Here is a 19,542-nt window from a genome sequence, read left to right on the forward strand (position 1 = left end):
GTGGCAGGACCGACGCCGGCCGCACGATTCCTGCCGTACGGTCGGCAGCATGAACGCAGGGGTCGTCGCCATCGCCGTCGTACCGGACCGGCGGATCGGAACGTCGCTGTGGGAGCTGTACGAACTCTCCCTGGCGTGCGGCGTCTTCGGCATCCCGCATCCGGACCTCGCCGACCCCTGGTACGAGCTGCGGCTGTGCGGGGACTCCGGCGAGGGCGGCGTCTTCTCCGTGCGGACCGACCACGGTCTCGACGGACTCGTGGGCGCGGACACCGTCATCGTGCCGTCCGTGCCCGACGCGGTCGTGGAGGACGGCGAGGACGTGCCGGCCGAGCTGGTCGAGGCGCTGCGCGCGGCCGCCGCGTCCGGCGCCCGGATGGTGTCGCTGTGCACCGGCGCCTTCGCGCTCGCCGCCGCCGGCCTCCTCGACGGCCGCCGGGCCACCGCGCACTGGCAGCACAGCGCGCAGCTGGCCGCCCGCCACCCCGAGGTGATCGTGGACGACTCGGTCCTCTACACGGACGAGGGGTCCGTCCTGACCAGTGCCGGGGCCACCGCCGCGCTCGACCTCTGCCTGCACCTGGTGCGCACCGATCTCGGGGCGACCGTCGCCGGGCAGCTCGCCCGCCGTCTCGTCGTCCCGGCCCACCGTCCCGGCGGCCAGGCCCAGTTCATCGAGGCGCCGCTCCCGCCGAGCGACGACGACAGCCTGGGGCCCGTGCTGCAGTGGGCGACCGAGCACCTGTCCGAGCCGCTGACCGTGGAGGAGCTGGCCCGGCGGGCCCGGATGAGCCCGCGCACCTTCCACCGGCGGGTGCGCGAGGAGTACGGCACCACCCCGCTGCAGTGGCTGCTCCAGCAGCGGGTGGCCCGCGCCCAGACCCTCCTCGAGTCCACCGACCTGCCCGTGGAGCTGGTCGGCGACCACAGCGGGCTGGGCTCGGCGGCCAATCTGCGCCGCCACTTCACCCGTGCCGTCGGGGTGTCCCCGTCCGGCTACCGGCAGACGTTCAGGCCTTCGGGGCCACCTTCGAGAGTCCGTTGATGATGCGGTCCATGGCGTCGCCGCCCGACGGGTCGGTCAGGTTCGCCAGCATCTTCAGTGTGAACTTCATGAGCAGCGGGTGGGTCAGGCCGCGCTGGGTCGCGATCTTCATGACCTTCGGGTTGCCGATGAGCTTCACGAAGGCGCGGCCGAGCGTGTAGTAGCCGCCGTAGGTGTCCTTGAGGACCTGCGGGTAGTTCTGCAGGGCGAGTTCGCGCTGGGCGGGGGTCGCGCGGGCGTGTGCCTGGACGATGACGTCGGCCGCGATCTGGCCGGACTCCATGGCGTACGCGATGCCCTCGCCGTTGAACGGGTTGACGAGGCCGCCGGCGTCACCGACGAGCAGCAGGCCCTTGGTGTAGTGCGGCTGGCGGTTGAAGGCCATCGGGAGGGCGGCGCCGCGGATCGGCATCGTCATGTTCTCCGGGGTGAAGCCCCAGTCCTCCGGCATCGAGGCGCACCAGGCCTTGAGGACCTCGCGCCAGTCCAGCTCGCGGAAGGCCTTCGAGGAGTTGAGGATGCCGAGGCCGACGTTGGACGTGCCGTCGCCCATGCCGAAGACCCAGCCGTAGCCCGGCAGGAGCCGGTCCTGCGGGCCGCGCCGGTCCCACAGCTCCAGCCAGGACTCCAGGTAGTCGTCGTCGTGCCGGGGCGAGGTGAAGTAGGTGCGGACGGCGACGCCCATCGGGCGGTCCTCCCGCCGGTGCAGGCCCATCGCCAGGGAGATCCGGGTGGAGTTGCCGTCGGCGGCGACGACGAGCGGCGCGTGGAAGGTGACCTCGCGCTTCTCCTCGCCGAGCTTGGCGTGGACGCCGGTGATCCGGCCCGTACGGTCGTCGATGACCGGGGCGCCGACGTTGCAGCGCTCGTAGAGGCGCGCGCCGGCCTTCTGGGCCTGGCGGGCGAGCTGCTCGTCGAAGTCGTCGCGCTTGCGGACGAGCCCGTAGTCCGGGTACGAGGCGAGTTCGGGCCAGTCGAGCTCCAGGCGGACGCCGCCGCCGATGATCCGCAGGCCCTTGTTCCGCAGCCAGCCGGCCTCTTCGGAGATGTCGATGCCCATGGAGACGAGCTGCTTGGTGGCGCGGGGGGTGAGGCCGTCGCCGCAGACCTTCTCGCGCGGGAACGCGGTCTTCTCCAGGAGAAGGACGTCCAGTCCGGCCTTGGCGAGGTAGTACGCGGTGGTGGATCCGGCCGGGCCTGCCCCGACGACGATGACGTCCGCGCTGTGCTCGGAGAGGGGCTGCTCGGTCACGGCGGATTCTCCCGAAGACTCGACGGTAGAGGGGGTACGAACGTACCCGGGCAGTCTATGGGGGCGGGTCACGGGCTGTCCGGAGGGCCACCCGGAGGGACACGCGCAGGACCGTGCGGAGGGCGACCGTCGGGAGGGAACCCCACCGGAATTCGTACATCCGCGCGGCCGTCCCTGCGGACGGGCACCCAGGTGCGCACCCCGCCGACGGACCTCGTGAACCGGACGCCCGTGCACCGGGACGTGGCGGACGCGGTGTACACGGGCGTGGGCGGCTACGGGCTCTCCGTGGAGGAGGGCTCAGCCATGCGCGGAAGGGAGCAAGGAGACTCCGCCGCGCGCGAAGGGGGTCAGGCGGGCTTGAAGCCCCGGTGGAGGGCGACGATGCCGCCGGTCAGGTTCCGCCAGGCCACCTGCGACCAGCCGGCCTTCTGGAGCATGCCCGCGAGGGTCGGCTGGTCGGGCCAGGAGCGGATCGACTCGGCCAGGTACACGTACGCGTCCGGGTTCGAGGAGACCGCGCGGGCCACCGGCGGCAGCGCACGCATCAGGTACTCCTCGTACACCGTGCGGAACGGCGCCCAGGTGGCGTGCGAGAACTCGCTGATGACGACCCGGCCACCGGGCTTCGTCACGCGGTACATCTCGCGCAGCGCCTGCTCGGTGTCCTGGATGTTCCGCAGGCCGAAGGAGATGGTGACCGCGTCGAACACGTCGTCGCGGAACGGCAGCTTCGTGCCGTCGCCGGCCGTGAACGGCATCCACGGGTGGTTCTTCTTGCCGACCCGGAGCATCCCGAGCGAGAAGTCGCAGGGCACGACGTACGCGCCCGCGCGGGCGAAGGGCTGCGAGGAGGTGGCCGTACCGGCGGCCAGGTCCAGCACCTTCTGCGCGGGGCGCGCGTCGACCGCCTTCGCGACCTCCTTGCGCCAGCGCCGGTCCTGGCCCAGGGAGAGCACGTCGTTCGTGAGGTCGTAGTTCGCCGCCACGTCGTCGAACATCGAGGCGACTTCGTGCGGCTGCTTGTCCAGGGAAGCTCGGGTCACCCGGCCATTGTGGCAGCCGCCGAATTCCGTCCTCGTACCGCTTCAACCTTTTGGACCCGACCGCTCTCAAGGATGGGTGAGTGCATGACAGCGGCCGGCGCACGCCGGCGAGGAAGGCAGGGGTGCGATGGCGGTACCGACGGAAGTGAGACCCGGACCGACGACCGGGGCGACGCGATCAGGGCCCGGACCGGCGGACGGCCCGGCCGGAACGACGACGGGCGGACCGGCCGGCAGCGCCGGCGACGGGACGGTCGCCGGGTTCGAGGAGTTCGCGCGTGTCGCGCAGCAGCGGCTCTACCGCACGGCGTACCTGCTCTGCGGCGACCCCGAGACCGCCCGCGACCTGACCCAGACCACGCTGGCCAAGCTGTACCAGCACTGGCGGCGCGCGGGCACCGCCGACCATCCGCACGCGTACGCCAAGACGGTGCTGACCCGCACCTTCCTGAGCGAGCGACGGCGCGGACTGCGCGACCTGCTCGCGTTCACCCGGACCGGCGGCATGGCCCCGGCACCCGCCGCCGACCACACCGACCTGCGCGTCACCCTGCTCGCGGCGCTCGCCGAGCTGCCGCCACGAGCCCGCGCGATGGTCGTCCTGCGCTACTGGGACGACCAGAGCGTGGCCTCCGTGGCCTCGCTGCTGCGCTGCGGCGAGGCCACGGTCAAGAGCCAGTGCTCACGTTCGCTCGCCCGACTCCGCGTACGCCTGGGTGATGCCGGGCTCTACACGACAGGAAGCTGAGGCCCACCGTGGACAGCCACGACATCTCCCTGCTCCGCGACACCATGGACCGGACGACCGACGACCTTCCCCCGCTCCCCGACCTCGCCCCGCTCGCGGTGCGCAAGGGCCGCAGGCGACGGACGCGGGCCCGGCTCGCGATCGTCACGACCGCGTTCGGCGCGGTCACGGCGGGGGCACTCGGCCTCACCCTGCTGCCGGGGGCGAACACGGGGGTCGCGATGCCCGCCGCCGTTCCCCCGTCGACCGGCGCGACCCCGGGCGCCGCACCGAGCACGCACTACCCCTCCGTCGTCTTCGAGGAGACCCCGGGCGTCACGCCGCCCGACAACCCGGACGGCCTGCCCGAGGCCGAGCGCGAGCGCCTCGCGGCCCACCAGCAGCGGGTGGCGGCCCTGCTCGACGACCTGCTCCCCGCGACCGTGACCGAGATCCGGCCGGTGAAGGACAACGTGCGCTGGTACCGGATCACCGCGGGCGGCAAGACCTTCCAGACGACGGTGTCGGTACGGCCGACCGACGACCGGACGCTCGAACCCTGCTTGTCCGCGCCGGCCAGAAAGTTCACGTGCGAGGCCGTGACGTTCGCGGGGAACCGTGAGGCGCAGCTGCGCTCGATGCCGGTCAACACGTCGGACACGATGGGGTCGGACGTGACCTTCCTGTACGGCGGGAGTCGCGTCACGCTCTCCGTCGCCCCGGAGAACGTGTCGGCGCCGGTGACACCGCGACAGCTGATGACCGTCGCCGAGGATCCGCGCTTCCTCGACCTCGTCAGGGACACGGACGAGCACCCGGTCGAGAAGAAGGCGCCGCCCGCGATCCCGGGCGGGTGAGCCGCGGAACGGCACGGGGGCACCGCGTCGTCGGAGCTAGCGCTGCCGGAACACCAGCCGCCCGCCGATGACGGTGGCGACGCAGGTGGCCGCGCCGAGGCGGGCCAGGGAGCTCCGGTCCGGGACGTCGAAGACGGCGAAGCGGGCCGGGGCTCCCGGCGCCAGGGCCGGCAGGAGCACCAGCGGCACCGGCGAGAACGACGGTCCGCCGGGGAGCTTCTCCGGGCGGCGGCCGACGGCGAGACCGGCCCGGCGTACGGCGTCCAGGGCGGCCCGGTCGCGCAGTTCGCCCGCGATGGCGACCGTCCCGTGGGCGAGCAGCCGCTGCACGCCACGGCGTGCGGAGGCGCCGCGGCGCGAGGCGTCCATGCGGAAGATCCGCTGGGCCCGCTCGCCGGTGATCGGCTCGGTGCCGAAGCCCTCGGCCTCCCGGGGGTCCGGGTGGTACATGCCTTCGAGCAGCTCGGGGCCGAACGGGTTGAGGAGTCCGGGGGTGAGGATGCCGGGCCATCGCCGCACCCGGGCCTCGGGCCGGACGGCGGCGAGGTCGTCGAACGGGCCGACGGCGGCGATGCGGTCGCCGTCGACGAGGACGGCTGTCTCGGGCGACGCCTCGGCGACGTGGATGGTCAGCATGGGCGCGTCAGTTGGCGTCGAGGAGCTTCAGCTCGGGGTGTGCCGTGCCGCCCTCGATCGCCGTGGACGAGATGTGGGAGGCGACGCGCTCGTCGACCGGGTCGTCGGCCGGGTCGTCGTGGACGACGATGTGCTCGTAGGTCGTGGTGCGCTGCGCCGGGACGCGGTCCGCCGTACGGATCATGTCGATCATCTCGCGCAGGTTGGAGCGGTGCTTGGCGCCGGCCGAGGAGACGACGTTCTCCTCCAGCATGATCGAGCCGAGGTCGTCCGCGCCGTAGTGCAGGGTGAGCTGGCCGATCTCCTTGCCCGTGGTGAGCCACGAGCCCTGGATGTGGGCGACGTTGTCGAGGAACAGCCGGCCGATGGCGATCATGCGCAGGTACTCGAGGAGCGTGGCCTGCGTGCGGCCCTTGAGGTGGTTGTTCTCGGGCTGGTACGTGTACGGGATGAAGGCCCGGAAGCCGCCCGTCCGGTCCTGCACGTCACGGATCATCCGCAGGTGCTCGATCCGCTCGGCGTTGGTCTCGCCGGTGCCCATCAGCATGGTGGACGTCGACTCGACCCCGAGGCCGTGCGCGATCTCCATGATCTCCAGCCAGCGCTCGCCGCTCTCCTTCAGCGGGGCGATGGCCTTGCGCGGCCGCTCCGGCAGGAGCTCGGCACCGGCGCCGGCGAAGGAGTCGAGGCCCGCCGCGTGGATCCGGGTGATGGCCTCCTCGACGGAGACCCCGCTGATCCGGGCCATGTGCTCGACCTCGGACGCGCCGAGGGAGTGGATGACCAGCTGCGGGAACTCGGCCTTGATGGCGGCGAAGTGCTTCTCGTAGTACTCGACGCCGTAGTCCGGGTGGTGGCCGCCCTGGAACATGATCTGGGTGCCGCCGAGCTCCACGGTCTCCGCGCAGCGGCGCAGGATGTCGTCGAGGTCGCGGGTCCAGCCCTTCTTCGTGTCCTTGGGGGCGGCGTAGAAGGCGCAGAACTTGCACGCCGTCACGCAGACGTTCGTGTAGTTGATGTTCCGCTCGATGATGTACGTCGCGATGTGCTCGGTCCCCGCGTACCGGCGGCGGCGCACGGCGTCGGCTGCGGAGCCGAGGGCGTGCAGGGGCGCCGAGCGGTAGAGGTCGAGCGCCTCCTCGGGGGTGATCCGGCCACCCGCGGCAGCGCGGTCGAGAACAGACTGGAGTTCGGCCTTCTCGGTCACCGGGTGTGTCCCTTTCGGAGGGGTTCTGTCGACCGAACCAGCCTACGCCAGCGCTCCTCACGGCTTCCGTCGGGTGGCGCGCGGGGGCGGGGCGGTAATGCGGACGGTCCGGACATGGATAAAGGGGTGAATTACCGAACGGAGACGCGACGGCGAATTCCGGGAAGCCGACGGAAGGCCGACGGGAGATCGGCGGGAGATCGGCGGAAGACCGACCGCAAGGCCGGCGGGAAGCCGAATCGGGAACCCGGAACGCGCGCGTCCCGCTAATCCCGCGCGGGCGGAAGCAGTTCGACGGTGACGTCCGCAGGGAAGCCGGTCGTGGGGCCGGTGCGGCGGGCGAACTCGCGGACGCCGGCGAGCTGCTCGGGGCCGAAACGGAAGTCGAGCGTACGGAAGTACCGCTCCAGGAGTTCGGCGTCGAAGGTCTCCCAGCGGGCGGCCTGCTCCGCGACCTTGGCGACCTCTTCCAGGGAGAGGTCCCGGGAGGCGAGGAACGCCTGGTGCACCTCGTGCACGGTCTCCGGCTCGCGCGCCAGGAAGTCCTTGCGCGCGGCCCACACGGCGAAGACGAACGGGAGGCCCGTCCAGTCCTTCCACATGAGGCCGAGGTCGTGGACCTGGAGGCCGAGCCGGGGCGCGTCGTGCAGCGAGGCCCGGAGCGCTGCGTCGCCGATGAGGACGGCCGCCTCGGCCTCCTGCATCATCAGGCCCAGGTCAGGGGGGCAGGTGTAGTAGTCCGGAGCCACCCCGAACCGCTCGGCGAGGAGCAGCTGGGCGAGGCGTACGGAGGTACGGGAGGTGGAGCCGAGCGCGACGCGCGCCCCGTCCAGCTCCTCCAGGGGCCGCTGCGAGACGATCACGCAGGACATGACGGGCCCGTCGCAGCCGACGGCGATGTCGGGGAGCGCGACCAGGTCCGACGCGTTGCGGAGGTACTCGACGAGGGTGATGGGGCCGATGTCGAGATCGCCCCGGACGAGCCGCTCGCTGAGCTTCTCGGGGGTGTCCTTGGTCAGCTCGAGGTCGAGGAGCGTTCCGGTCCTGGCCAGGCCCCAGTAGAGGGGGAGGCAGTTCAGGAACTGGATGTGCCCGACGCGGGGCCGGCTGCGCTGCTGGTCGTCGGTTGCATTGTCCACATCGTGAGGCTAGACCCGTCTCGTACCGTGGGCATCGTCGGGGCACGCGCGTCAGCACACGGAGCGAGATCAAACATGCGAGTGACGTGATCTTTCCCTCTACCGCCCCGGGCGACCTGCGTGCTACGCTCAACGCAAGTTGCAGTTTGGTTTCCCTTGCAGTACAGAGCCTGCGGAGCATGTGACCCGCAGGCTTTTGTAGTTTTCAGACTTGTTTGCAGGTTCTGGAGCAGGGCGACCCTTTGGCCCATAGGAGGGCTCATGGCTACCGGAACCGTGAAGTGGTTCAACGCTGAAAAGGGCTTCGGCTTCATCGCCCAGGACGGCGGCGGCCCGGATGTCTTCGTCCACTACTCCGCGATCAACGCGAACGGCTTCCGTTCGCTCGAGGAGAACCAGCTCGTGACCTTCGACGTCACGCAGGGCCCGAAGGGCCCGCAGGCGGAGAACGTCTCCCCGGCCTAAGGGCCTGGGTCGGCGACACGCACGACTAGAGCAGTACCCAAGGAGCCCCGCTCCGTGTCTTCGGGCACGAGCGGGGCTCCTGCCCTTCGAGGGGCCCTTTTCCGGGCCCCTCAGGACGTTCTGACCAGGCCCCTCAGGACATTCCTCCGGGTCACTCAGGGCCTCCCCGGCCCTCAGCAGTTCGGGATCACGGTCCCGTTGTTGTCGCGGGCCTCGTCGTTGCCCCAGCGGGACAGGTAGTACGCGGAGACGTACGCCCCGCGCCCGTTCTTCCCGGCGTACACGGTGTCGAGGTCGGTCCTGAGCCACCAGTGGTTGTAGTTCCCGGCGGCGTCCCGGATCTCCTGGCCCCAGACCTTGCAGTAGACGTAGTTCGTGCCCTGGTTCAGGACGCCCTGGGGTGCGGTGGTGTCGGCCTGGGCGTAGCCGGTGGCGTTGGCGAAGGTGTCGACCCAGTACTTCCCGCCTCCCCCGCCCGAGCACCCGTTGTCGCTGGTCAGGGACTTGGAGCCGTACGAGCCGGGGTAGGGCGCGAGCGAGGAGCCGTTGATCACGATCGACTGGCCGACGCCGTTGTAGAGCTGCTCGTAGTGGATGTGGGCGCCGGAGCTGTTGCCGGTGCTGCCGGTGGTGCCGATCTGCTGGCCCTGGGAGACGGCGGCGCCGTTGGCCACCGAGTACGCGTTCAGGTGGAAGTAGTACGTCTTCCAGCCGCCGCCGTGCTCGACCACGATGTAGTTGCCCGCGCCGGACGGCTGGGAGTAGCGGTACGCGGTCCCGGACGCCGAGGCCAGGACCGCGGTGCCGGCGGTCGCACCGCCGTCGGACCGGATGAAGTCGAGAGCCTGGCGGACCTCGGCCGAGTGGTGGCTGTACGTCCAGGTCTGGCCGCAGGGGAAGGGCGCCTTGAAGAGCGGCGCGGCCTGGGCGGGGGTGGTGGTGACGAGCGCGGTGAGCAGGCCCGCGACGAGCGCGAGCAGGGTGCCGAGGGGGGTGATCCGGGCACGCATGCGTCCTCCGGTACGTGGGGGTTGGGGCCTGGGGACAAGGGTCGACGCGCGTTGACCGACAGGAGTCGACGCGCGTTGACCGACAGGGAACGGACCACAGCGTGCCGGAAGATCGCGTCTCGCAGTAGACGGCGAAGACCACACCCGTACCGGGGGGCTTACGTAGTCTGGACACATGACCGAACGCAAGCCGCCCGGAGTCAGCTTCGAGTCGTTCGTGGACAAGCAGATCCGCGAGGCGTCGGAGCGTGGTGAGTTCAGCAGCCTGTCGGGGTTCGGGAAGCCGCTTCCCGACGACTCGGCCCCGTACGACGAGCTGTGGTGGATCAAGGGAAAGATGCACCGCGAGGGCGCGTCCGTACTCCCGCCCTCGCTGGCCCTGCGCAAGGCGGCCGAGGACGCGGAGGAGGCGGTGGCCGCGGCGGTCTCGGAGAGCCAGGTCCGGCGGATCCTCGGCGAGATCAACACGAGGATCGCCGAGGCGCTGATCCGCCCGCCGGCCGGTCCGCCGCTGAACCTCAAGCCGTTCGACGTCGAGGCGACCGTCGAGCGGTGGCGGGCGGAACGGAGCTCGTGACCCCGGCTCGGCAGAGCTCGTCACGCCTGCTCACTCGCGTCGAGAGGAGCCCCTCATGTCCCCCATGAACAGCGCCGGTCTGCTGGTCGACTCGTTCGGCCGGATCCAGGAGGCCGTCCGTGAGGCCGTGGAGGGCCTCACCGAGGACGAACTCGCCGCCCGGGTCGATCCGGACGCCAACTCGATCGCCTGGCTCGTCTGGCACCTCACCCGGATCCAGGACGATCACCTCGCGGGCGCCTTCGACACGGACCAGCTGTGGGACGCGGACGGCTGGCGGGAACGCTTCGGGTTGCCCTTCGGCAAGCGGGCGACCGGCTACGGGCAGACGAGCGCCGAGGTGGGCAAGGTGCGCGCCCCGGCCGACCTGCTGCTCGGCTACTACGACGCGGTGCACGCGCGGAGTCTCGACCTGGTGGGGTCGGTGACGAACGCGGACCTCGGCCGGGTCGTCGACAGCGCCTGGGACCCGCCGGTCACGCTCGGCGTGCGCCTGGTGTCGGTGATCGCGGAGGACCTCCAGCACGCGGGCCAGGCGGCGTTCGTACGGGGTGTGGTGGAGCGGCGGTAGAACGGGGGGCCCGCCCGCGTACAACCATCGGTGTCGATCATGGGTCCAACCGAGGTGCGGCGATCGCCGCACCTCGGTCGTTCTCGGGGGGAATCCACCGTGCAGTACCGTTCGTCCACCCGTCTTCTCGCCGCCGTCACCGCCGTCGTGGCCGTCACGGCCGGCACCGCGCTGACGGCCGTACCCGCGACCGCCGCCCCGGCGACCGCCGCCCAGGCGCCCGCCCGGGCCGCCGTGGTCACGCTGCCCCACCCCACGGAGATGGTCAGCGCCGGCGCGACCGGCTACCTCACCCGCGTCGTGTACCCGTCCGGCGCCGAGTACCGCTGGACCAAGTACACCGACGGCGCCACCAAGTCCCTGACCGCGCCCCGCACCAGCTTCATGGGCGCCCAGTCCGACATCGTCTTCTCCCGCAAGGACACGGAGGTCGTCTACTGGGTCAACGACATGACCAGGAGCGACAGCTTCCTGTACGGCCTGTCCCACAACGACCAGCGCTACGCGCTCCGCGGCATCGCCGGCGAGACCCTGGTCATGTCGCGCACCGACGAGGACACCGGTGTGCTCGACGTGAACCTGCTGAGCCGCGCCTCGGGCACCCAGACCATCACCGACGTCCCCGTCGTCCCCGGCAACGCCCGTCTGGGCCGCGTCTGGGCAAGCACCCCCGGCGTCGCGCTCCTCCAGTACTCCACCGGCACCGGTGCGGAACTGCGTACCTTCCTCGTCCCCGTGGACACCGCCACCGGCCAGGCGGTGGACAACCCGCGCCAGACGCACTCCGAGCAGACCGGCGCCGACGCCTTCGTCTCCCGCACCCACTGGGCCTGGATCGAGCGCACCAACGGCAACCGCGTGCGGCTGGTGACAACCGTCCGCGGCGTCGACGCCCCGGAGGTCACCACGGACCTCGGCCAGGCCTCGACCGGCGCCGACATCGACGTCAGCCTCGTGGGCAACTGGGTGACCACCACCGAGCTCAACGGCCGCACCGCCCCCGTCACCTCGGCCCTCTTCCCGCTGACCGCCCGCTCCCTGGCCGACCCCCGGACCACGGTCAAGCTCCTCGACCACGTCTCCAGCACGGCCACCGCCCCCAACGGCGACCTCTACGCGCGCGGCGGCACGGTCGCCCAGGGCGAGGGCATCTACCACATCTTCCCCGGCGACAACGGCGTGCCGGTCGCCACCCTGGTGGCCAGCACCGACGCCCCCACCGCGCTGGCCCTCACCTCCACCGACGTCCCGTCCACGGTCGACCTGGACAAGAACGGCGGCAAGGTCGTCCTCGACTGGCAGCTGTCCCGCGAGAACGCGGGCGGCAAGGTCACCCTGCGCCACGTCCGCACCGGCAGGACCGTGGAGTTCCCGTTCGAGAACCAGGGCGGGGTCCGCCGCGAGTGGCAGGGCACCCTGGCCGACGGCGTCCTCGCCCCCAACGGCGACTACACCTGGCAGCTCGACGCCAAGCCGCTCAACGGCATCGGCCCGGACCTGAGGAAGACCGGCACCTTCAAGGTGACCCGCAAGGCGGGCCTGCACGACTACGACGACAACGGCGCCCCGGACCTGCTGTCCCGCGACGCCTCCGGCCGCCTGTGGCGCGACGAGGTCAGGAAGACCCCGTCCTCCACCGACTACTGGTCGCTGGAGAGCAAGCTCGTCGGCGCCGGGTGGAACGGCTACGACCAGATCGAGGCCGTCGGCAACGTCGCCGGCGCCCCCGCGCCCGACATGGTCGCGCGGGACGCCTCCGGCGTCCTCTGGCTGTACCTCGGCAAGGGCGACGGCACCTTCGCCGGCCGAACCAGGATCGGCGCCGGGTGGAACGGCTACAACAAGATCACCGGCGGCAGCGACCTCAACGGCGACGGCTGGTCCGACCTGCTCGCCACCGACGCGTCCGGCGTCCTGTGGGCGTACCAGGGCACGGGCGACTGGTCCGCACCCTTCCGGGGCCGTACGAAGGTCGGCGGGGGCTGGGGCGGGATGAACCAGATCACCGCCGTCGGCGACGTCGCCGGTACGCCGCAGGGCGACCTCCTCGCCCGCGACACCGCCGGCGTGCTCTGGCTCTACCAGGGCGCCACCGGCTCCTCGTTCGCCACCCGGGTCAGGGTCGGCTCGGGCTGGGGCGCGTACACCCACCTCGTCGGCATGGGCGACGTGGACCGCGACGGACGCAACGACCTGTTCGCCTACGGCAAGAGCGGCTCGTTCGTCTATCGCGGCACGGGCGTCGCCGCGACGCCGTTCGCCCCGCGCGAGTCCAGCTCCGTCTACCCGGCGACGCCGACGCCGCGCCACCCGATCGTCTGATCGATTCAGCCGTACAACCATTCGCCAGTCCCGGAGGTCAGGTACGTGCGCGGCGGAACACACGCCGCGCGTGTACCCCCGGAAGGACGCGGAAGCCGGCCCGCGACGTCGTGCCGAGCCGTCTCCTCGTCCCGCACGGCCGGTGCGCACAGGGCACGGACCACCACCATGTGCCCTGCCCCCACGCCCCATTGAGCTCGTCCTCCTCGAAGAAGGAATGACCTCCTTGAACCACTCCCCCCTGAGACGGCGGCGGCAGGCCGCCGCCGTCTCGGCCGTGCTCGCCGTCGTCACCGCCGCCGGGGTGGCGACCCCGGCCATGGCCGCCACCCCGACCGCCCCCGTGCGGTCCGTCACGGACGGGCAGGACACCCCGTTCACCCTGCCGGACGGTTCGAAGCTCATCAGCGCCGGCCGGACCGGCATGCTGAGCGCCACCGACGGGTCGAGCGTCGTCTACCGCTGGACGCGTTTCTCGGACGGTGTCACCACGACGCTCTCCGGCCGACGCTGGGGAGCCATCGGCACGGACACCGTCGCCACGCAGAACGGGAGCGTCATCACGCTCACCGACATGAGCGGCGGCTCGGCCCCCGTCGAGATCGACACCTCCGCGTTCAACACGGCCGCCAACCCGTACACCCTCAACAGGGTCGTCGGATCCACCCTCGTCATGACGGCGAGCGTGTCCGGCGTCCTGGAGTACCACCTGGTCTCCAAGGAAGAGGGCCGGGTCGTCGACCGCAAGGTCGTCCTGCCCGAGGGGGCGCGGCCGCTGGTGATGTACAGCAACGGCCCCGGCACCTACGTCCTCACCTACAACCGCGTGGTCGGCGAGGTCTGGACGAGACACGTGGCCGTCCTGGACCCCGCCACCGGCGCGGCCACCGACACGTACGACACCCTGCCGTCCACCGTCATCCGCGCCGGATTCCTGTCGCCCACCCACGTGGCCTGGACCGAGACGCCCGCCGGCGGTACGGCCATCCTCGCCGTCGCCCGCCGGGGCGGCACCCGGACGGAGCGGACGCCGCTCGACCCCCTGCGGAGCGCGGACGGCATCCTCCTCCGGACCGTCGGCGACTGGCTGACGTACAACCGGAACGGCGGCGGCACGGCCGGCTGGACCGACGCCCTCCACCCCCTGACCGCCCGCTCCCTGACGAACGGCGACACGGTCGAGGTCCTCGACCACGTCCAGTCCAGCGCCGTCGACCCGGACGGCAACCTGCTGGCCCTCGGCGGCACCGTCGAGCACGGCGAGGGCCTCTACCGCGTCGCCCCCGGCGCCGACGGCACCCCTGTCGCCACCCTGGTCACGAGCTTCGGCCGGCCGACCGCCCTCACGATGGAGAACGAGACGCTCCCGCCCACCGGCGCCGTCGACTTCGACACCAACGGCGGCGTACTGAAGGCCTCGGGGAAGGTGAGCCGGTCCAACGCGAGGGTGGGGCTCAGCGTCACCCACGTCGCGTCCGGTCTGACAGGGGGCGCCGGTCAGACCCTGGCCACGACGGCGACCGACTTCGCACTCACCTGGAACGGCCAATTCCAGAACGGCGTCCCGGCCTACAACGGCGACTACACCTGGACGCTCACGGCGAAGCCCACCAACGGCATCGGACCCGACGTCGTCCGCACCGGCACCTTCACCCTCACCCGCGCGCCGAAGGCCCACGACTTCGACGACAACGGCTCACCGGACCTGCTCGCCCGGGACGGACGGGGCCGCCTGCGCTCGTACGACATCAACCAGATCGAGGGTTCCTCCACGATCCGGGCGCTCGACCCGGTGGACCTCGGGACGGGCTGGTCCGGGTACGACCGGATCACGGCCGCCGGTGACATCGCCGGCACGACCGCCCCCGACCTCGTCGCCCGCGACAGGACCGGCGTCCTCTGGCTCCACCAGGGCAACGGCAAGGGCCTCGCCCCCCGGACGCGGATCGGCGCCGGCTGGCAGATCTACCACACGCTCACCGCCGGCTCCGACGTCACCGGCGACGGCCGCCCCGACCTCCTCGCCACCGACACCTCCGGCGCCCTCTGGCTCTACAAGGCCACCGGCGACACCGCCGCGCCCTTCGCCAAGCGGGTCAAGGTCGGCGGCGGCTGGGGCGTCTACAACCAGCTCACCGCCACCGGCAACATCGCCGGCGCCCCCGCCGGAGATCTCCTGGCCCGCGACACCAGCGGCACCCTCTGGCTCTACCTCGGCAAGGGCGACGGCACCTTCGCGCCGCGCGTCAAGGTCGGCGGCGGCTGGAACGCGTACGTGAGCCTCGTCGGCGCGGGCGACGTGGACCGGGACGGCCGCAACGACCTGATCGCGTACAACGCGAACGGCGGCTTCTACAGCTCCCTCTACGTCTACAAGGGCACGGGCAACTGGAACGCCCCCTTCGGGACGCGCCGGGCCCCCTACAACCCCGGCCTGGGCGAAGGCTCGATCGACCTCTTCTGAGAAGGGCGGTGCTCGTGGGGCGGCGTCGGGGCGGGCCGGCGGCGCCGCCCCGACGGGCCGCCTCCGCAGAGTGGATCTCGCCGAACCGGTCACAGCCGCTCCCGAGGGTCGAAGCCCCCACGATCGCGCCGGATCCGGTTCATTCCGAAGGTATCGATGTCGATCGCGACGGGGGAAGCACGTCCATGCCCAGGATGTCCGAGGAGTACGCGTTCGACAGGTTCAGCTCCTCCATGCGGGGCCCGTTCAAGCGGGATTCGGGAGTCGTCACGGTCTACGCGACGGCGGAGCGGATGATCCGGCCCCAGGGCGAACGGCTGACCGGCATGACGGACCCGTACTACTGGGAACCCGCCACCCGCATCGCGCGGTTCGTGGGGACTCCGGACACCGCGCGCGTGCGGAGGTTCCGCGGCAACGCCTGGGCACGGATCACCCAGGAGGAGTCGAACCACGTCCACTGGGTGGCGGCCGAAGGCAGGGTCGACATCTCCGCCCCCTCACGGGAGCCGGGCGACGACATCGAGCAGGAGATCCGGACCACCACCAACTACCTCCAGTGGGCGGAGAAGCCCGAGCACGAACAGTGGGAGAGGGAGTTCAACCTCCCGCGCCCCCCGGTGCGCGACCTGGTGGTGGTCCGGCTGCACGTCACCGAGATCTACGGCGCGTTCCGCCCCGAGGACGAGCTGGACGACTGGGTGGAGCCGAGGTACTGGTGACGGGGCCCCGCGGCCACAGGAAGGATGAGGGGATGGCGTCGATCATCACCGTGCTCCCGGCAGAGTTCTGGACCGTCCGGTACGACGGCTCACGCTTCCCGGGTGCCGCCGCCGTGACCGCCCGGCCGGGACTCGCGGCCGGTGCCAACTGCCAGTTGTTCGCGTACGAGGTGCTCAGGCACTGCGGCCTGACGCCCCCGGAGCTGCGGTCCTCCGAGCTGTGGAGCGACACCGAGGCGACGGTCCGCGTGCCGGTCGCGCAGGCCCTGGACCTGGTCCTGTTCAACTCCACGGCCGGCGCGTACGGGGCTCATGTCGGCGTCCACGTCGGGGACGACGCGATCCTCCACCTGTGCGCGGAGGTCGGACGCCCGGCGGTGTGGGCGGCGGCGGACTTCGCGGCACGAGAGCGGTACGCCGTCCGACTCGGCGCCAAGAGAGTCCTCCCCCGGCCTGCCTGAGACACCCCGAGGCCGCAGGCCACATGATCGCGTACGGAGCGAGCGGCACGCACCGGGCCCGAAGCCGCCGAGGTACGAGCCGCGGCCCGCGCACGGCTGACGGACACGGCCCTCGGCTCGGCGCCCGACCAGGAGGATCCAGCGATCCGATAAACACATCGACAGGCACGCGGTGATCGGGGACGCTACGTGCGATGACCAGAATCAGCGACACTCCGTCCGCGTGGGACGAACGCACCCAGCTCACCACGTTCCTCGACTACGCACGTGACACCGCCCGCGCCAAGTGCGAGGGCGTCTCCGCGGAGAACGCCCGCAGGGCGCCTCTGCCGGGCTCACCCCTGATGACCATGAACGGAGTGATCAACCACCTCCGCTGGGTCGAGTACTACTGGTTCCAGATGGTCTTCCTCGGCGAAGAGGACAAGGGGCCCTGGACCGAGGAGGACCCCGACCGCGAGATGCGCATCGCGGTCGACTTCCCCCTCACGCAGCTGCTCGACGAATACGCCGAACAGAGCGCCCGCTACCGCGAACTCGTCGCCGGAAACGGCCTGGACGCCCGGGCCGAGCGAACCATCCGCGACGGCCGCCACGTCGACCTCCGCTGGATCCTCCTCCACCTCGTCGAGGAGACGGCCCGGCACAACGGCCATCTCGACATCCTGCGCGAGCTGGTCGACGGCACCACCGGCGCCTAGCATCAGGCACATGACCAGCACGTTCGTTCTCTTCGACGTCGACGGCACCCTCATGGACGCCGTCGCCAACCAGCGCCGCGTCTGGCACGAATGGGCAGCGCGGTACGGGGCCGACGGGGACAAGGTGTACGCCGTCGCGCTCCGGACGCGGCCCGTCGAGACGTTCGCGGCCGTGGCCCCGGGGCGGGACCCGGACGAGTGCCTCGCCCTGCTGCACGCGCTGGAGGACGAGGACGTCCGGACGGGCTCGTACGGGGCCTTCGACGGGGCCGCCGAACTGCTGAACGCCCTTCCGGTGGACCGATGGGCGCTCGTCACGTCGAACTACGAGCACCGGGTGCGGGGACGGTTCGAGCGGACGGGACTTCCGATGCCGGGTCTGATCGTGGACGCGGCGTCGGTGGCCGAGGGGAAGCCGTCCCCGGTGCCGTACCTGCTCGCGGCCGAGAAGCTGGGCGCGGACCCGGCGGACTGCCTGGTGATCGAGGACGCGCCGTCCGGCGTCCGCTCGGGGCTCGCGGCCGGGATGACGGTCTGGACGGTCAACACCGAGGCCCCGCACCCCGGGGCCCACCGGAACTTCCGGTCCCTGGCGGAGGCCGCGCCCCACATCGTGGATGCGCTGACCTGAGGAAGTGGCGCGCCAGGAGGGCCAGTTGACGTCCGGTTCGGGTTACGGGGCGGTCGTCCGGAGCCCATGATGCGGGTATGAAGATTCCCGGCCGACGGATCGAACTGTTCACCGGCGCCGAGAGCGAGCGCCGCTTCGGCGGCCCCGCGACGGGCGACGAGAAGACCATGCTCGTGGCCATGCTGGACGCCCAGAGGGCCACGCTGAAGCTGAAGTGCTCGGGGCTGGGGGCGGAGTTGGCCTCGCGGTCCGTACCCCCGTCGTCACTGTCGCTGCTCGGCCTCGTACGGCACCTCGCCGACGTCGAACGCCGCTGGTTCCGGTCCGTGCTCGCCGGGCACGACGTCGAGCTGCGGTTCTCCTCGGTCGAAGCCCCCGAGGGCGACTTCGAGGGCTCGGGCCCCGAACCCGAGATCGCCGCGGAGTCCTGGGCGGCCTGGGAGACCGAAGTCGCCTTCGCGGAAAGCTTCGTGACCGAGGCTCCGCACCTCGATGTGGAGGGGCATGACGCGTGGCGGGGGACTGTCTCGTTGCGCTGGGTGCTGATCCACATGATCGAGGAGTACGCCCGACACAACGGTCACGCCGACCTGATCCGCGAACGGATCGACGGAGCGGTCGGGGTGTGATCCGGGGCGGGGCGGGTGGCGCGATGGGTGCGATGGGTGCGGTTCTTAGGGCCCTGAGGGTGGGCGTTTCTGGCGGGCTTCTGGTGGGACCGCCCTCTCTCCGAGAGTCGCTCCTTCCGGCGGCGCGTCAAGGGCGCTCCCTGCGGTCGCGTCGCTGCGCGACGGCCTTCGGCCACCCTCGACCCACCACCTCCAGGAGCGAAAGCACTCTCGGAGGGCGGTCCGGGGGGCTGGTCCACGCGCAGGGCCCGGGCAGTGGCCGCCGACCGTGTCGCGTCCGCCGGCCGGTGGGTGGGGGCTCGGTTTACGGCGGGGGCGGGTGGGGTTCTCTCGGTGAGTTCGGGGTGCGCGGTCGTTGAATGGGGCAGTTGGACTCCGCTCAGCGACGGACGGTGGGGGCGGGGTGGGGCTTCAGGCCCCGCTGGTCACTCCCGGTGGGCGAGGGTGGGTCCGGGTGTGAGTTTCTCTGCATTTCTCCGAGTAACAGCCTCCGGAATAACCACCCAATGGGCATGAATCACCCTTATCGGGCGATGAAGCTGCAAGAAACCCACGCCGACCGGACCCAGCCACCCACCGGCCCGCACGCTCACGCCGACCCCCGACACTGCCCGGGCCGTCCGCGCGGCCCCGCCCCCGGCCGCCCTCCGAGTGTGAAAAGGCGGCCTCCGCCGCCGGGTCAAAGGTGCAGCGCAGCGGAATCGGCGAAGCCGACGCGACGAAGGAGCGCCCTTGACCCGGCGGCGGAGGACGCCACACTCGGAGGGCGGCCGCACCCGAGACCAACCAGGCACGGCACCCCACAGGACCCCTACCAGGGCCCCACCCCCGTGCCGTACCTGCCTGCCCAACTACCTGTCCACCTGCCACCGCCGCCTCGAAAGGCGGCCCGGCTCCCGGGCTCGTTCACTCCCCCTTCGAACCGATGTTGTTTTTCGTACAACCGTGTTCAGGGTTCGCGGGTCTCTTGATGTGCGGCATACGAAGCGCCCACATCCCCCCGCACGGGTGGAAACCATCACGACCTGCACAGCCGGTCCCCGGAAAGGAAGCACGTTGCCTCCCATGAGCCACACCGGC

The 19,542-nt window shown here is 71.4% G+C and carries 19 protein-coding genes; 13 read left to right on the forward strand and 6 right to left on the reverse strand.

Annotated features, from left to right (window positions below):
- Positions 1-49: 49 nt before the first annotated feature.
- A complete protein-coding gene (locus tag IF00_RS0116865) occupies positions 50-1,045 on the forward strand; it encodes a helix-turn-helix domain-containing protein (protein ID WP_030318847.1) in 996 nt (331 codons plus the stop codon).
- On the opposite strand, the gene IF00_RS0116870 is transcribed toward IF00_RS0116865, so the two are convergent.
- Entirely contained in the window at positions 1,011-2,351 is a 1,341-nt protein-coding gene (locus tag IF00_RS0116870) for a geranylgeranyl reductase family protein (RefSeq protein ID WP_342451040.1), read from the reverse strand. The two genes, IF00_RS0116865 and IF00_RS0116870, sit on opposite strands and share 35 nt — an antisense overlap.
- A 296-nt stretch (positions 2,352-2,647) precedes the next feature.
- On the reverse strand, positions 2,648-3,343 hold the full coding sequence (locus IF00_RS0116875) for a demethylmenaquinone methyltransferase (protein ID WP_030318849.1): 696 nt from the start codon (positions 3,341-3,343) through the stop codon (positions 2,648-2,650).
- Between the two features lie 127 nt (positions 3,344-3,470).
- Between IF00_RS0116875 and IF00_RS0116880 the strand changes: the two genes are divergently transcribed.
- Entirely contained in the window at positions 3,471-4,091 is a 621-nt protein-coding gene (locus IF00_RS0116880) for a SigE family RNA polymerase sigma factor (RefSeq protein ID WP_078944710.1), read from the forward strand.
- 8 nt (positions 4,092-4,099) lie between these two features.
- A complete protein-coding gene (locus IF00_RS0116885) occupies positions 4,100-4,927 on the forward strand; it encodes a hypothetical protein (protein ID WP_030318853.1) in 828 nt (275 codons plus the stop codon).
- A gap of 36 nt (positions 4,928-4,963) precedes the next feature.
- Here the strand turns inward: IF00_RS0116885 and IF00_RS0116890 are convergent, their stop codons facing one another.
- The 3 genes from IF00_RS0116890 to IF00_RS0116900 form a co-directional block, all read right to left on the reverse strand.
- On the reverse strand, positions 4,964-5,563 hold the full coding sequence (locus IF00_RS0116890; RefSeq protein ID WP_030318855.1) for an imidazolonepropionase-like domain-containing protein: 600 nt from the start codon (positions 5,561-5,563) through the stop codon (positions 4,964-4,966).
- Positions 5,564-5,570: 7 nt separating this feature from the next.
- Complete coding sequence (gene mqnC / locus IF00_RS0116895; protein WP_030318859.1) at positions 5,571-6,770, reverse strand: cyclic dehypoxanthinyl futalosine synthase; 1,200 nt, start codon at positions 6,768-6,770, stop codon at positions 5,571-5,573.
- 266 nt (positions 6,771-7,036) lie between these two features.
- Positions 7,037-7,909 (reverse strand): menaquinone biosynthetic enzyme MqnA/MqnD family protein, encoded by an 873-nt coding sequence (locus IF00_RS0116900; protein WP_030318861.1) that lies wholly within the window; start codon positions 7,907-7,909, stop codon positions 7,037-7,039.
- Between the two features lie 261 nt (positions 7,910-8,170).
- Between IF00_RS0116900 and IF00_RS0116905 the strand changes: the two genes are divergently transcribed.
- Positions 8,171-8,374 carry a cold-shock protein gene (locus tag IF00_RS0116905; protein ID WP_015035453.1) on the forward strand — a complete coding sequence of 68 codons (204 nt, stop codon included), beginning with the start codon at positions 8,171-8,173 and terminating at the stop codon, positions 8,372-8,374.
- Between the two features lie 173 nt (positions 8,375-8,547).
- Here IF00_RS0116905 and IF00_RS0116910 read toward each other — a convergent pair whose 3' ends face one another.
- Positions 8,548-9,384: a M23 family metallopeptidase gene (locus tag IF00_RS0116910; RefSeq protein ID WP_030318863.1), complete on the reverse strand. Its 837-nt coding sequence runs from the start codon at positions 9,382-9,384 to the stop codon at positions 8,548-8,550.
- A 175-nt stretch (positions 9,385-9,559) separates the two neighbouring features.
- On the opposite strand from IF00_RS0116910, the gene IF00_RS0116915 reads away from it, so the two are divergent.
- The 9 genes from IF00_RS0116915 to IF00_RS0116955 all read left to right on the forward strand — a co-directional run bounded on the left by IF00_RS0116915 (position 9,560) and on the right by IF00_RS0116955 (position 18,462).
- Complete coding sequence (locus IF00_RS0116915; RefSeq protein ID WP_030318865.1) at positions 9,560-9,961, forward strand: DnaJ family domain-containing protein; 402 nt, start codon at positions 9,560-9,562, stop codon at positions 9,959-9,961.
- Positions 9,962-10,025: 64 nt separating this feature from the next.
- A complete protein-coding gene (locus IF00_RS0116920; RefSeq protein ID WP_030318867.1) occupies positions 10,026-10,532 on the forward strand; it encodes a mycothiol transferase in 507 nt (168 codons plus the stop codon).
- Between the two features lie 99 nt (positions 10,533-10,631).
- On the forward strand, positions 10,632-12,854 hold the full coding sequence (locus tag IF00_RS0116925; protein WP_037638351.1) for an FG-GAP repeat domain-containing protein: 2,223 nt from the start codon (positions 10,632-10,634) through the stop codon (positions 12,852-12,854).
- Between the two features lie 226 nt (positions 12,855-13,080).
- A complete protein-coding gene (locus IF00_RS0116930) occupies positions 13,081-15,318 on the forward strand; it encodes an FG-GAP repeat domain-containing protein (protein WP_158710470.1) in 2,238 nt (745 codons plus the stop codon).
- 185 nt (positions 15,319-15,503) lie between these two features.
- Positions 15,504-16,040 (forward strand): hypothetical protein, encoded by a 537-nt coding sequence (locus IF00_RS0116935; protein WP_158710471.1) that lies wholly within the window; start codon positions 15,504-15,506, stop codon positions 16,038-16,040.
- 32 nt (positions 16,041-16,072) lie between these two features.
- Entirely contained in the window at positions 16,073-16,501 is a 429-nt protein-coding gene (locus IF00_RS0116940; RefSeq protein ID WP_030318874.1) for an NlpC/P60 family protein, read from the forward strand.
- A gap of 194 nt (positions 16,502-16,695) precedes the next feature.
- Entirely contained in the window at positions 16,696-17,202 is a 507-nt protein-coding gene (locus IF00_RS0116945; protein WP_030318876.1) for a DinB family protein, read from the forward strand.
- Between the two features lie 10 nt (positions 17,203-17,212).
- On the forward strand, positions 17,213-17,833 hold the full coding sequence (locus IF00_RS0116950; protein ID WP_030318878.1) for an HAD family hydrolase: 621 nt from the start codon (positions 17,213-17,215) through the stop codon (positions 17,831-17,833).
- A gap of 77 nt (positions 17,834-17,910) precedes the next feature.
- Positions 17,911-18,462 (forward strand): DinB family protein, encoded by a 552-nt coding sequence (locus IF00_RS0116955; protein ID WP_030318879.1) that lies wholly within the window; start codon positions 17,911-17,913, stop codon positions 18,460-18,462.
- The last annotated feature ends 1,080 nt before the right edge of the window (positions 18,463-19,542 follow it).

This window comes from Streptomyces flavochromogenes, from assembly GCF_000717595.1.
GTDB classification, from domain to species: domain Bacteria; phylum Actinomycetota; class Actinomycetes; order Streptomycetales; family Streptomycetaceae; genus Streptomyces; species Streptomyces flavochromogenes.